The following is a 12,835-nucleotide window of genomic DNA, read 5'->3' as shown; positions in this document are numbered from 1 at the left end:
CCCGACGCCATACTGACACTCGAGCTCACAGGCATCACAGATTCGCCGGCGTCCCGGACGGACACAACCCACATTTTCCCGGCCTCACGGCGGCCAGCGCAGCCGGTCTGGGTTACTGACACGAAAATGACGTGTAGTTCGCGGGTCAAGTGGCTGGGACCGGGTCGAAGCGGACCCCGCAGGGGCCTGCACGAGACACAATGGGGCCCGCCGACCGGAGGTTGGCGGGCCGCCACGAGAAAGGAGCTGGGCTATTCCCACTCCCACTCCTCTTCCTCATCGTCCCACATGAGAACCTCCCTGGTCAGCTACGGACAAAACACACCGTCAGAAGGCGGTGTCTGTGCACGGCCCTACACCATCATCGTGCTGCACGGCTCGCACAGTGTGTGGCATAGCCGCCCGCATCACCTGATACACACATCGCACCCCTGTTCACTCCAGTGGGTGATGGATGCATTAAGGACTTCTAGCAAAAAGAGACCCTTGGAGGTCGTCCAGCGGCCACGGACCAAGGGCTTCGAGCCGCTGCCGAAGCGGTGGGTGATCGAACGGACCTTCGGCTGGCTGATGCAGCACCGCCGCCTGGTCCGAGACTAGGAGGCTCTGCCGCAGACTCTCCTGATGGACCGATCGTGGCCGTCCCTCCCAGCGATCGTCCCCTGGCAGCCGGACGGCCACCGGCTGGGCTGTTGGTCCGAACCGGTTCGGCCCTCGGCGCGCCCGCGTCAGGAAACGGCCCGTCAGGCGTCTGGGGTAGCCCTGCCGAGGGTACTGGCGTTGCCCGTCCGAAGCAGCCGCAGGAACGCCTTGAGCCCGGTGATGATCTCGTCGTTGTCGGTGAGCCGGTTCACTGTCGTCTCGAACTCCCAGGCCAGCGCGGCAATCCTGCGGTCGGCCTCGTCGGCGCGACCGTACAGGGACACCCCCAGCGCGTCCACGGCCCGCCGCAGTTCGGCCAGCGCGCGATACTGCTCCTCGGTCTTCTCCTCCAGGACCTTGACGCCCCGGTCCGTGTGCTCCATGCGCTCCTGCAGCCGCACCACGTCATCACGCGGGAAGGTCACGTCCTTCAGCAGGGTGCCCAGCCGCTTGCGCAACTGCGCGAACCAGGCGCCCGCCGGCCGGAAGACCGTGCTCAACAGGAAGAACCCCGCGACCCAGTACCCGGCCCGGTGACCCGTCACCCACGTCACCGCCACCACCCCGGCGCCGGTCAGCACATGCCCCGCCACGGCGACCCGCAGCATTGTGCGGGCTATGCGTGTCGCCTCCACGTCGCGCGCAGACGGAACCACAAGGCCCTTGTCCCGACTCACCGCGATCTCGGCCAGCACCGTCTGCGCCCGGAAGTACACGTTCCAGGGAACGGTCAGCAGCACGAGCAGCCACAACAGGCTCAGCACCCCGGCCCCCGCGCCCAGCACCACCGGCAGCGGAGCACCCACCGCGTACACCAGCGCCAGCGCTCCCGCGGTCACCCCCAGCACCACCACCCCCGCGATGAATCTCGCCATCCCACCCTCACTCTCCCGCCGCCATTTCCCGCCATCGTCCCGCCGTGGCGGCCGGTCGGCATGAGTACGGTTACTCAGGTCCGGGGAGAACGCACCCCATGTACTTCGTCCGCGATGTGGGCGTTTAACTGGCTGTTCTCTATCCGTTCGCGCGGTCGGTCTGATTCGAACGGGGTGCTGGATCGGGTGAGTTGGCCGGTGCGAAGGCCCACAGGTTCGGGAACTCGTCTGGATACCTTGGCCTCCGCCGCGATCACCCTGCTCAGGCCATCACACCACCGAGAAAAGCCCAACAAAAGCGCCCTGCCCAGCACCCACGAACGCTGGGAACGCGACCGCCACTGGCACTCATCGGACCGCATTACCGTCGAACACGCCCTCGCCGCGGAAGGCCGTCGCTGACCTCGTCGCGGGCCGCGGGCGCCGCGCCCTTCCGCCGGCCATCGGCGGGCCTGGCGCCGCGCAGGCCGAAGGCAGAGACCGCCGCCCTCAGCAGCACCATGACCACCGGGACGACGAGCGCGGTGCGGTAGGCGTCCAGCACCGCGCCCGGTGAGCCATCGGCGCCGGCCGAGGCGATCCCGTACACCGCGGTCACCGCAGAGATCCCGACCGCCGAGCCGAACTGGGTGAACGTGGACAGCAGCCCGCCAACCAGGCCCTGCTCCTCCTTGGCCACGCTGTCGGTCGCCGCGATGGTGAGCGGACCGTAGGCGAGGGCGAAGCCGCCCAGCATGGAGAGACCAGGAAGACGCCCAGCCAGGTGAGGAACATCCGCCGCCTGCCCAGCAGATCGGCGGCTCGGCCGCCGAGCAGGGTGAAACCGGCGTAGCCGAGCACGTAGCCGCTCATCACCCACGCCGCGGTGCCGGTGGTCAGGCCGAGATCGGCGCGAAGGGTGGGGACGGCAACGGCCAGCATGGCGACGTCGCTGCCCTCGAGGAAGATCGTGCCGCACAGGACGAGCAGCAGGGCCCAGCCTCGTCCGCTCTTGCGGGCCGCAGGGATGGTGGACACCGATGCGCTCTTCACTCGTTGAGTCGCTTGGTCAACTCCAGGTCATCAGCAACGGACGCTGTCCGTCGCGCAAGCTGCACACGTCCAACCATCCATCCCGGAGCCACCACAATCGCCTTGGCCACGGCATCGCGCGCCGACCCCCTCACCGTCTCCCGAGGGGTGTCCGTTTCCTTCAAGACCCGATGCCCGTCCCCTGCCTACGCTGCCGGCCATGAACACCGAGCTGTCACCCCAATTCGATGTCATCGGCATCGTCGTCTCCGATCTGGCCGCGTCGCTCGCCTTTTACCGGCGCCTTGGGATCGCGTTCCCCGAAGGCTCCGAGGACCAGCCGCACGTCGAGGGCGCACTGCCGGGCGGGCTACGCCTCGCTCTCGACACCGAGGGCACCGTCCGCTCGTTCCACCCGTCGTGGCGTCCGCCGACGAGCGGCGGCCGGGTGGGGCTGGCGTTCCGGTGCGCAAGCCCCGCACACGTTGACGCCATGTACGAGGACCTCGTCGGCGCCGGGTACCACGGCGAGCTGAAGCCGTGGGACGCCGTCTGGGGCCAGCGGTACGCCGTGGTGAACGACCCGGACGGCAACGGCATCGAGCTGTTCGCGCCGCTCGCGGACGACAGCGCTTGAGCTACCGTCCCACCAGCTCCGTCAGCGGCGCTCCCGCCAGCTCCCGTACCTCGCGCGACAGATGAGCCTGGTCCGCGAAGCCCGCCAGTGCCGCCGTCTCCGCGAAGGCGACGCCGGCGCGGGACAGGGCAAGGGCGCGCTGCAGACGGAGGATCCGGGCCAGGGTCTTGGGGCCGTAGCCGAAAGCGGTCAGGGAACGCCGGTGGAGCTGACGCGCGCCCAGGCCCACCGATTCGGCGGTCGCCGTGACGGAGCGGCCGGCCGTCAGCGACGCCACGACCGCCCGCAGGAGCGGGTCGAAGGGATCCGCGTCGGCCGCGAGACGCAGCGCCAGATCTTCAAGGGCAGCGGCCGGGTCCCGTGCCTCGTCGACGCGTTCCGTAAGGCGGCGCGTCTGGGCACCGGGCCATAGGTCTACAAGGTCCACGCGTCGGTCCCGCAGATCGTGCGCGGGCACACCGAGCAGGGCGGGGGCGATGCCGGGAAAGAAGCGGACGCCCGCCCACGGACCCTGCTCACCGGGGCCAGGGTGGTACGCACGGGTATCGGGCCCGGCAACAAGGAGCCTGCCCTCGGTCCACAGCAGATCCATGCAGCCATCGGGCAGGACAGCCGCCCCTTTGCCGACTCCCGGACGCCTGGCGGCTCCCCGCGTCCACACGACCGCCTCCGGCAGCCGGGACGCACGCTCTCCATACTCGGCGGACACGTCACGAAGGCTACGCCAGGCGGGTGCGATACCCCGGGAGCCGAACTCGGACATCAGCCCGCAGGCGGTGGTGTCGCTTCACACCGCAAGAGCCAGACCACATCATTCGAGACGCGGACCGGCAATCACGCGCGACGCACCACATCGACCGGGAAACCAGGCGCCGACGACAACCGTTGGTACTGCTTCTATCAGTACTCGAACTTCGGGCGCACCGACTTCAGTGGAACCATGCGAACTGCTCCACGGGCATCCGGTTCTCGGACTCCGGATTCGACAACATGACCACCGGATGGGTGAACACGACCAAGAACGCCGATAAGCCGTTCCGTTACCGTGGTTCGCCAGATCAGTGGGATAGCGGATCGATCGCCTCGACGCGGATTGCCATATCACGGTCCAGGACTTCCGGCCTCTTCACGCGTTCGACGAGGTCCTCTTGTGGTTCACCCACCGCGTGATCGGGGCCGGGATCGAGGAAGTACGTATCCCGGTACTCATCGTGCAATTGCAGGAGCCCGGCCCTGCGGAGTTCCTGGATCGCGCTGTAAATGCCTTCCGCCCGTATGCCGTATTGGTCCCTCACTTCGGAGACCGTCGGCAGAATATCGCCAAAGACGTAGCAGCGTTCGGCCAGGCCGTCGCGGATGTGGCTGACGAATTCCTCACATGCCTGTTCCGTGTCGCTTGTCGTCGGCCCGGGCAAGTGGATCGCCTTCAGGTGTAGGGGTCTGTTGTACTTCCTTTCCGGTATCGCTCAGGGCCTCCGGTCGATCGTCGACACACTGCCCCGCTCCAGCGTCTCGGACACGCTGAGAGTGGCGGGGACGGACACATTGAGGCGCCGTGCGTGTCCGAACAGAGCCGACTCCGTGCCCACGGGGTAACCCGTCTCCGGGTCGAACAGCACTGATTCCCGTTGCGTGCTGCCGTCCAGCGTCTCGTTCTGCGACACGGCGATCACGTCCCGTCCGTTCCAGGTCGTAGTGCTGGCCACGGCCACGCCGCGGCTGCCGGCGAGGACCCGCAGCGCGGTGGCGCGGAGACGCGGATCCACCGAGCCGGATCTCGCCACGTAGCCGAGCAGGTCGTTCACTCCATAGATGATCATCCCGCCCTCCCAGTTCATCTTCGCCAGCTGCTGTGCGAGTTCCGCGGGGTCGGTGGCGAACGGAGCGACCGCCCCCCAGTCTCCGCCTTCCGGAGAAGGGAACTTGCCAGGACCGAACGTCCGGTCCTCGACCCCGGTACCGGCGACCAGTCCCGCCTCTTCGGCTTCCTTCCGCTGCGCGGGGCTGGGGTAGATGGGCTCACCGAACGCACTGCGCCGACGTCCGGAATGGTCCTTGCCCACCCAGGACTCGGTCACGGTGGGCACGGCGGCGTGAGCAACGCCTCCCGGAACGTCCCCGGCGGTGTTGAGCCACCAGCCCCACGTCTTCGAGTACTGGAACGCGCCCTGCGCCGCTTCGGGTTCGAGCCTGTCCACGCGCCGCGCGAAGGCGAGGAGGAACTCGCGCGCCGACTGTCCCTCAACGGGCTGCAGGGACAGTACGGGTGGTGTGTATGCGACAGGTATCACTACGTGGCTGTTCGGGAGGAGGTTCCGGCCACCCACGGCCAGGGCCGTGCCGACGCCCACGATCGCTGCTCCCGCGAGGAACCGCCGTCGCCCCGGACGTACCCGTCGCGGACGCCGGGTGGACCGCAGAGCCCGGAGTGTGTGCTCCGCTTGAGACGGCAGGGCGGCACGGGCAGGCTCGACGGGACGCGCTGGATCATTGGCGGTGGTCAGGAGTCCCCGGACCCGCTCCACGTCTCGCTTCACGTTGCGGTCCTCTCCGTAGTGACAGGGCGATGGTCGGCGACCGCAGGAACGTCCTTCGCGAGTTCGTGCTCCAATCTTCGTCGGGCCCTGTGCAGGCGCACGGCGAAGGTGGCTTTGCTGCACCCGAGAGCTTGGGCCGCCTCATGCGGCTCGAGGCCGTCCCAGGAGACGAGCATCAGCACCTCACGGTCGCCCTCGGATAACCGCGCGAGAATACGGGCGGCGCCCATGCGCGCCAGCACCCGGGTCTCCGCGCCGGGCTCGTCTGTGTACGTGTCCTTCTCGCCGCGCAGCCGGCCTGCCAGCCGATCCGCCCGCCCCTGGGAGCGCCACGTGTTGGCGACGACCCGCCGGGCGATGCCGTATAGCCACGGCAAGGCGGCGCCCCGCTTCGTCGACCAACGCTCCCAGGCGATGGCGAACACCTCCGAAGCAGCATCATCGATCAGGTCCGGGGCGAGTCGGCGCGTCAGATACCTCACCACGGCGTGGTACGAGTCCCGGTACACCGCCTCAAACCGGGACCACTCGTCCGCGATCTCACCCACACGGCCTCCCCTTCCGATGATCCTCGCAGACAGTTTGTGTCCGTCACCCCCTCGCGATTACAGCAGCCGACCGCGAAATCCCTTCCCACGCCATCAAAAGAGATCCGCAACCAGTGGTCAGTCTGGTTCGGTCACCGGTTGCGGAGGAACGGGTCGGGGACGTCGCCACGCAGCACGCCGTGCACGAGCTGGCCATGTCCGCACCCGCATAAGCCTGAACGATCAGGAACTTCGCCGGGAACCGCACCACCTCGGCGCTGCGGGCGATCACCGCATAGCTCAACTCCAGTGGCTAGGAACGTGGGTCAGTAACGGGCAACTGACCGGGTGGTCTTGATCGCTGGGATCGCTCGCGGTCGCCCGGCTGGTTGTCCCGCGGCAGCGGTGGCCGGTCCTTCCGGCTTGGGGAATCGACCCGATGGCCGGGCCTGTCAGGCGATCGCCATCCAGCGATGGCGGCAGCAGCACGGTCACTGACCCATACCCTGACCTGACGACATGTTAGGTATTGGGAACTTGGCTTTTCCCGCCGTGGTCGCTGCGCTGATCGCCGTTCCGGGGCCGAGCGTGGTGTTCGTGGTCGGGCGCGGGGTGGCCCTCGGACGCCGGGCGGCGCTAGCCACGGCGATGGGCAACAACGGCAGGGCGCTGCCCCAGTTCGTCAACCGCTCGGCGGGGCACGTGACGCTGCGGCTCCTGCTCCTTGGCATCGTCTGCGCCGCTGTCGCTCTGGTTTCCGACTCGGCCTGGGGGCTCCTCGCCGGACCGCACGTGACTGGATCCGCGGGTCGCCCCGAGCGATGGCCTAAACGCCCCGTGAGCCCCGTGCAGCGGTCGGGTCACCTGCTGAGCCGCACGTCCTTTCCGGTCAGCTGGGCCCGGATGCCGTCCTTCGCCACCGAGATGTCGCGCAGCCGAATGTCACCCGGGAGGTCGTCCGGCAGCTGCGCCGAGAACTCCATCTGCTGCGCGACCTTCGGCTCCTGGAGCTTCTGCAGTCCCTGGATCAGCGACGGATCGATGCCGGTGGGCTTCAGCACCGACGGATGGTGCACAAGCGCGTCCAGCACCCGGCCCTTCATCTTCTGCTGCGGGCGGACGTCCTTCCCGGCCGCCTGCTGCAGCTCGTCCTCGTCCATCCGGTCGGCGGCCGCCGCGGTCAGCTGCAGGCCGCCGCCCTTGCCCGGCACGTACGTGAGCAGGCCGGGCACCACCACGCGCAGGTCTCGCACGCTCATGGCGAGGCCGCGGTCACCGACCCGCCGCAGCTGCGCCCGTCCGCGGACCTCGGCCTGCCGGCCGCCCACCGGCAGGTCGCCGCGGGCCAGCACCGTGTTCTTCCCCGGACCGGGGCTCAAGTGGACCTGCGATGCGCCGACTTCGCGGTTCAGGTCCTTGAAGTCCAGGAATATGTCGCCGCGCACCCGGCCCAGCACCACACCCTTGACTGAGGACGGCAGGCTGCCGACGATCCGGATGTCGTCGACGTTCGCCCGCACCTGCGCGACGGAGACCGGCCCGGCGTCGACGTGCGGCACGCTGACCTCGACGTGGTCGACGCCGCCCGCGAGTACCTGCCCAAGGAACGGGAAGCTGTCGATGTGCAGCTCCGGCGCGGCATGCAGCCTCAGCGCCTTCTGCACCTGCTGTGCCGCCAGATCCTGGGCGTAGAGCACGGCCCACCGGTCGCCGAGCGCGAGGAACGCGAGCACGACGACGAGTACGGCGAGCGTCTTGACGGTCCGCCGGACGATGCGGCGGGGCTGGCGCCCGGCGCGCAAGCGGTCCTTCCTGCCGTACTCGCCGTCCTCCTTGACTTCGGTTTTGGCGTCAGCCTCGGCCGGGCCGGCCTCGGCGTCGTCGCGGGTGTCCGCGCCTGTATCCGTATCCGAGTCGGCGCCGGGACCGGTCTCGTCATCGTGTGCCGATGGCTGGTCCGGTGTGTCGCCGTCGTCGGCACCGGCCTCAACGTCGGTCACGGGGGCCGTGCCGTCCTGGGCAGCACGGCTCACCGGTACTCGTGCTGCGGAGACTGCGGAAGATCTGGAAGTCATCGCCCCCATGCGACCACAGCGCGAGCGTTCCGCTCAAGTCGCGCGCTGGCCCGGGTCGATGCCTGCACCGCCCGTGAACGGCACCGGGAAGCCGAGCAGCGCCGCGGCAGGCAGCCCTCTACGCCGCCGATGCCGCCCTGGACGGTCGAGCTAGGCATCGGCCAGGACCGACCGCCGAAGTGCACGTCGGCGGATGCCACATGGCCGGCACCCGGAAACGGCCGTCTCCCGCGAGCAAGCACGCCGGGTCTCCGCCCCGGCGGGCGGCGGCCTACGGCCGCTGCGCGACCCGGCTACCGCCCGCGAGGAGGAAAGCGTTTCGCGCCCCTGAAAGAAGGGCCAGGCCGGCTCCGCCAGGATTCCCGCCGGGCCCCACTCGGACAACCCGTTCCACTTCCGGCAAAGCGGACTGCGCTCCGACGCCGGATCCCGGTTGGTTTCCGTCGCTCGCATCCCCGGGGATGTCACTCCCGTTACGGGAGCGTGACCAAGACCCCTTGTCGCAGCCGCTGGGCCTGCCACAGGGTGACGTATGCGCTTACAGACACGCGTACGTCCTGGGAACTGTATGACCCCCGATGAGAGGCCCGCTGTGTCCCTGTTCAGACGACTGGTCAGCCGCCGCAGACGGCGGATCGGTCTCACCACCGCGCTGGTCGGCGCCGCGGCGACGCTCCTCGCGGCGGCGCCCGCGGCCGACGGCGGTCAGGACCGTCTCGCCGTCACCTCCGTCTCCACTCACCCCGGATTCGTCACCGGCGGGGACGTGCTCGTCCACGTGCACGTGCCCGGTGGTACCCGGCCCGGCGAGGTCCGTGTCACCCGCAACGGCACCGATGTCACCGGACAGTTCACCCCCGACGCCGACGGTCACGGGCTCACCGGCCTGGTCACCGGGCTCGCTGACGGCCGCAACCGCATCACCGCCACGGCCGGCGACGCGCCGGGCGCGCGGGGCGCGCGCGACGTCCTCGAGGTGCGCAACCATTCGATCACCGGACCGGTCATCAGTGGCCCGCACGAGCGCCCGTACCTGTGCGCCACGGAGTCGTTCAAGCTCGTCGACGGGTCCACCCTGGGCCCGGCCCTCGACAAGGACTGCTCCGCGAAGACACGGGTCGACTACGCGTACCGTTCGACCGACGGCTCCATCAAGCCGCTCCCGGACCGCGACGCCCGGCCCGCGGACCTCGCGCACACCACGACGACGACCGGCGCCACGGTTCCGTTCCTCATCCGCATCGAGACCGGCACCGTCAACCGGGCCATCTACCAGATCGCCATGCTGCACGACCCCGCGCGGACCGAGCCCGCCCCGGTCACACCCAGCGAGGGCTGGAACGGCCGCCTGATCTACACCTTCGGCGGCGGCTGCCGCGCCGGCTGGTACACCCAGGGCGACACCACCGGCGGCGTACTGGACCCGGAGATGCTGCGCCGCGGCTATGCCGTCGCGTCGTCCTCACTCAACGTCTTCGGCCAGAACTGCAACGACCTGCTGGCCGCCGAGTCCACGATGATGGTCAAGGAGCGCTTCATCGAGCGGTACGGGGCGCCGCGGTTCACCATCGGCTGGGGCTGCTCCGGAGGCTCGTACCAGAGCCACCAGATCGCCGACAACTACCCGGGCCTGCTGAACGGCATCGTCGTCGGCTGCAGTTTCCCCGACGTCACCTCCGCGACCAACTTCACACTGCTCGACTCGCGGCTGCTCGACCACTACTTCACCGACACCGCACCCGGCAGCTTCAGCGCCGAGCAACAACGGGCGGTCTCCGGCTTCGGCGTGCGGGAATCCATCCCGAACCTCAGCGACGGGGCCAAGCGGCTCGACCCCGACGCCGAGTTCCCCGCCGGCATGCCGACCGACCAGCGCTACGACGCGGAGCACAACCCCGGCGGCGCGCGCGCCACGGTCTACGACCACACGGTCAACGTCTACGCACGGGATCCCCGCACCGGCTTCGCGCTGCGCCCCCTGGACAACGTCGGCGTGCAGTACGGCCTCGACGCCCTCAACAAGGGCACGATCACCAAGGAGCAGTTCCTCGGCCTCAACGCCGACATCGGCGGCATCGACCGCGACGCCCGGCACACCGCAGAGCGGACCCGGGCCGACCTCACGGCCACCATGGCGGCGTACAGGACCGGGCGCATCCTGTCGGGCGGCGGCGGGCTTGCGAGCACGCCGATCATCGACTACCGCGCCTACACCGACCACGCGTCCGGCGGCGACATCCACATGGTGGTGCACGGCTTCTCCACCAGGGCGCGGCTCATCGTGGCGAACGGGAACGCCGACAACCACGTGATGCTCGAAGAGGACGACCGCTACGGCTACTTCAGCCTCGAGAGCCCGGTGCTGCGCCAGGCGCTCACCGCGATGGACGCCTGGCTGACGTCGGTCACCGCCGACCACTCCGACCGGCCGCTCGCGCGGAAGGTGGCCGCCGGCAAGCCCGCCGACCTGACCGATGCCTGCTGGACCCGCGATACGCAGCCGCGGAAGATCACCCAGCGGCTGACGTACGACAACCGGGGACGGTGCGGCAAGCTGTACCCGGCGTACCCGACTCCGCGCCTGGTCGCTGGAGCGCCGCTGACCGACGACGTCGTCGCCTGCCACCGGAAACCGGTGAACGCCGCCGACTACGCGGTCGGCTTGAGCACCGCGGAGCTGCGCCGGCTGCGAGAGATCTTCCCGACCGGCGTCTGCGACTGGTCCAAGGCCGGATACGGGCAGCGCCCGCTGAACGGCACCTGGCAGGCCCTGGGCGGCACGCCCTGAGGACAACGCCGGTCGCTCACTTTTGAAGCGCTCTCCCCCGTGGACGGGGGAGATTCCGCCCTACCTTGCGGTGGAAGGCTTGACGCGACGAGCGCGGCTGGCGACTGCTCTTCCAGCAGCCGGGATCGCCACGAGGCCGATCCGGTACAGGTGCAAGATGTTCCGGGCTGCGTTGCGGTCGGCGTTGCCCGACCAACCGCAGTCCGGGTTCTTGCACACGAACACGGCCTGGGACTCCCGGCTGCCGGCAGTGGTGGAACTGCAGGCCGAGCAGCGCTGGGAGGTGCCGAGGGCGGGGACCTTGACCGGGGTGCCGCCGAGCCGGGCGGTCTTGTACGTCAGCATCGTGACCGTACGCCCCGCGCCTCGGCGGCGATGGAGCGGTCCAGCCCGGTTTGGCCGAAGAGGTGGTGCGGGGCCGGTGACTCCTCGTCGGCGCCCCCGCACCACAGCTCAGCTTTCGGGCACGGCCTCCTACTTCTGGGGCGCGAGGTCCGGGCCCAGGGACGAGAACTTCTCCTGGGAGACGATCCGCTGCGGCGGCCAGGTGATGTTCTTCGGGGGCCACTTCTGGCCGGTCTTCTTCAGGAACCACTCCGGGGGCTCGTACATCGGCGGCTCGTACCCGTCGGGCAGTGCCGTCTTCCACTGCACCCCGCGGGTACGCTCCTTGAACTCGTCCTTGATCGCCTTGAGCCGGTCGGGCTGGGTGACGAGGTCGACGGCGGTGGCCGCCAGATAGCGCGCGGCCGCGAGCACGGCGGCCTGGCCGGGGGCGGCGGCGGCGCAGGCCGCGGTGGACCAGGTGTGCATCTTGGTGCCGATGGGGGCGAGCGCGGCGCCCATCGAGACGGTCGGCACGTTCCAGCTGATGTCGGCGACGTCCGTGGAACCGCCGCCCAGGAAGGCCGGGTTGGGCGGAGTGAGGTCGCCTATCGTGTCGTGCATGCCCTTCTGCGGCAGCCCCAGGGATGCCTGGAGGTCCTTGGCGAGCTTGTGCGCCTCGTCGGTGAACTGAGGCGGTCCGATCTGCCGCATGTTCTCGTGCAGCAGCTCCGCGAACGACTTGGAGGGCAGCTGGTTCCAGCAGGCCGAGGTGACGCGGTGGCGCACGCTGGTCTGGCTGGCCTTGGCGGCGGCCTCGGAGACCGCGATGACCTTGTCCAGGAGCACCTGCACGCGCGCGGGACTGCCCTCGCGGACGTAGTAGGAGATCTCGGCTATCTCGGGGGTGACGTTGGGGATGTCGCCACCGTTGTTGATCACCCAGTGGAGTCGTCCCGAGGGGGCGAGGTTCTCCTCGCGCAGGAACTCCGACATGGTCGCCATCATCACGGCCGCGTCGAGCGCGCTCTTGTTGCCGAGCGGGGTGCCGCCGTGGCCCGCGACGCCGAGGAAGGTGAAGGTGACGGCGGTCATCGCGGTGGTGGAGCCCCACCCGGTGGCGTTGGCGGTCGACGGGTGCCAGTCGAGGAAGGCGTCCAGGCCGTCGTAGACGCCCTTGCTGACGGCGTAGGTCTTGCCGATCAGCGTCTCCTCGGCCGTCGAGCCGAAGAACTTCACGGTCACCGGGAGCTTGTGCTTCTTCGCCGTCTGCGCGACGGCGGCAGCCGCGGCGGCCGCGGCCGTGCCGAGCGCGCTGTGCCCGCAGCCGTGACCGGGGCCGTAGCTGGGTGCGAAGGGGTCGTGGATGTACTCGCGCGGGTCGTGGTGGCCGACGCCCTTGTTCTGCGAGAGGCCGGG

General features: G+C 69.4%; 10 protein-coding genes and 4 pseudogenes. 4 read left to right on the top strand and 10 right to left on the bottom strand.

Translation table 11 applies throughout. The features are described 5' to 3' along the window. Positions 1–486 precede the first annotated feature (486 nt). Positions 487–597 (top strand): annotated as a pseudogene (locus ACWEK3_RS40990) (IS5 family transposase); the annotation flags it as partial. Positions 598–743: 146 nt separating this feature from the next. On the opposite strand, the gene ACWEK3_RS40985 reads toward ACWEK3_RS40990, so the two are convergent. Then, positions 744–1,517, bottom strand: coding sequence for a hypothetical protein (locus tag ACWEK3_RS40985; RefSeq protein ID WP_450542182.1), 774 nt, complete (start codon positions 1,515–1,517; stop codon positions 744–746). Positions 1,518–1,747: 230 nt separating this feature from the next. Here ACWEK3_RS40985 and ACWEK3_RS40980 point away from each other — a divergent pair. Beyond that, positions 1,748–1,913: pseudogene (locus ACWEK3_RS40980) on the top strand (transposase family protein); the annotation flags it as partial. Here ACWEK3_RS40980 and ACWEK3_RS40975 read toward each other — a convergent pair. Next, positions 1,879–2,253 carry a hypothetical protein gene (locus ACWEK3_RS40975; protein ID WP_450542237.1) on the bottom strand — a complete coding sequence of 125 codons (375 nt, stop codon included), beginning with the start codon at positions 2,251–2,253 and terminating at the stop codon, positions 1,879–1,881. The pseudogene ACWEK3_RS40980 and the gene ACWEK3_RS40975 overlap by 35 nt on opposite strands. Before the next feature lie 5 nt (positions 2,254–2,258). After that, positions 2,259–2,534, bottom strand: a pseudogene (locus ACWEK3_RS40970) (MFS transporter); the annotation flags it as partial. A gap of 214 nt (positions 2,535–2,748) precedes the next feature. Between ACWEK3_RS40970 and ACWEK3_RS40965 the strand changes: the two are divergent. After that, positions 2,749–3,165, top strand: a complete 417-nt coding sequence (locus tag ACWEK3_RS40965; RefSeq protein WP_453252125.1) for a VOC family protein — start codon at positions 2,749–2,751, stop codon at positions 3,163–3,165. A gap of 1 nt (position 3,166) precedes the next feature. Here ACWEK3_RS40965 and ACWEK3_RS40960 read toward each other — a convergent pair whose 3' ends face one another. The 5 genes from ACWEK3_RS40960 to ACWEK3_RS40940 all read right to left on the bottom strand — a co-directional run bounded on the left by ACWEK3_RS40960 (position 3,167) and on the right by ACWEK3_RS40940 (position 8,229). Continuing rightward, positions 3,167–3,874, bottom strand: coding sequence for a helix-turn-helix domain-containing protein (locus ACWEK3_RS40960; RefSeq protein WP_450542179.1), 708 nt, complete (start codon positions 3,872–3,874; stop codon positions 3,167–3,169). Positions 3,875–4,223: 349 nt separating this feature from the next. Further along, complete coding sequence (locus ACWEK3_RS40955; protein WP_453252124.1) at positions 4,224–4,580, bottom strand: GntR family transcriptional regulator; 357 nt, start codon at positions 4,578–4,580, stop codon at positions 4,224–4,226. A 51-nt stretch (positions 4,581–4,631) separates the two neighbouring features. After that, entirely contained in the window at positions 4,632–5,456 is an 825-nt protein-coding gene (locus tag ACWEK3_RS40950) for a hypothetical protein (RefSeq protein WP_453252123.1), read from the bottom strand. 242 nt (positions 5,457–5,698) lie between these two features. Further along, complete coding sequence (locus tag ACWEK3_RS40945; protein ID WP_450542175.1) at positions 5,699–6,250, bottom strand: RNA polymerase sigma factor; 552 nt, start codon at positions 6,248–6,250, stop codon at positions 5,699–5,701. Between the two features lie 839 nt (positions 6,251–7,089). Continuing rightward, positions 7,090–8,229: an LmeA family phospholipid-binding protein gene (locus ACWEK3_RS40940; RefSeq protein WP_453252122.1), complete on the bottom strand. Its 1,140-nt coding sequence runs from the start codon at positions 8,227–8,229 to the stop codon at positions 7,090–7,092. Positions 8,230–8,896: 667 nt separating this feature from the next. On the opposite strand from ACWEK3_RS40940, the gene ACWEK3_RS40935 reads away from it, so the two are divergent. Continuing rightward, a complete protein-coding gene (locus tag ACWEK3_RS40935) occupies positions 8,897–11,092 on the top strand; it encodes a DUF6351 family protein (RefSeq protein WP_453252121.1) in 2,196 nt (731 codons plus the stop codon). A gap of 60 nt (positions 11,093–11,152) precedes the next feature. On the opposite strand, the pseudogene ACWEK3_RS40930 reads toward ACWEK3_RS40935, so the two are convergent. Next, positions 11,153–11,490, bottom strand: a pseudogene (locus ACWEK3_RS40930) (zinc ribbon domain-containing protein); the annotation flags it as partial. A 76-nt stretch (positions 11,491–11,566) separates the two neighbouring features. After that, positions 11,567–12,835, bottom strand: a 1,269-nt coding sequence (locus ACWEK3_RS40925) for a M20/M25/M40 family metallo-hydrolase (RefSeq protein ID WP_453252120.1), incomplete at its 5' end; no start/stop codon positions are given.

The sequence above is a fragment of the Streptomyces sp. NPDC004721 genome, from assembly GCF_053601495.1.
This window is presented reverse-complemented; position numbering and strand designations above follow the sequence as displayed.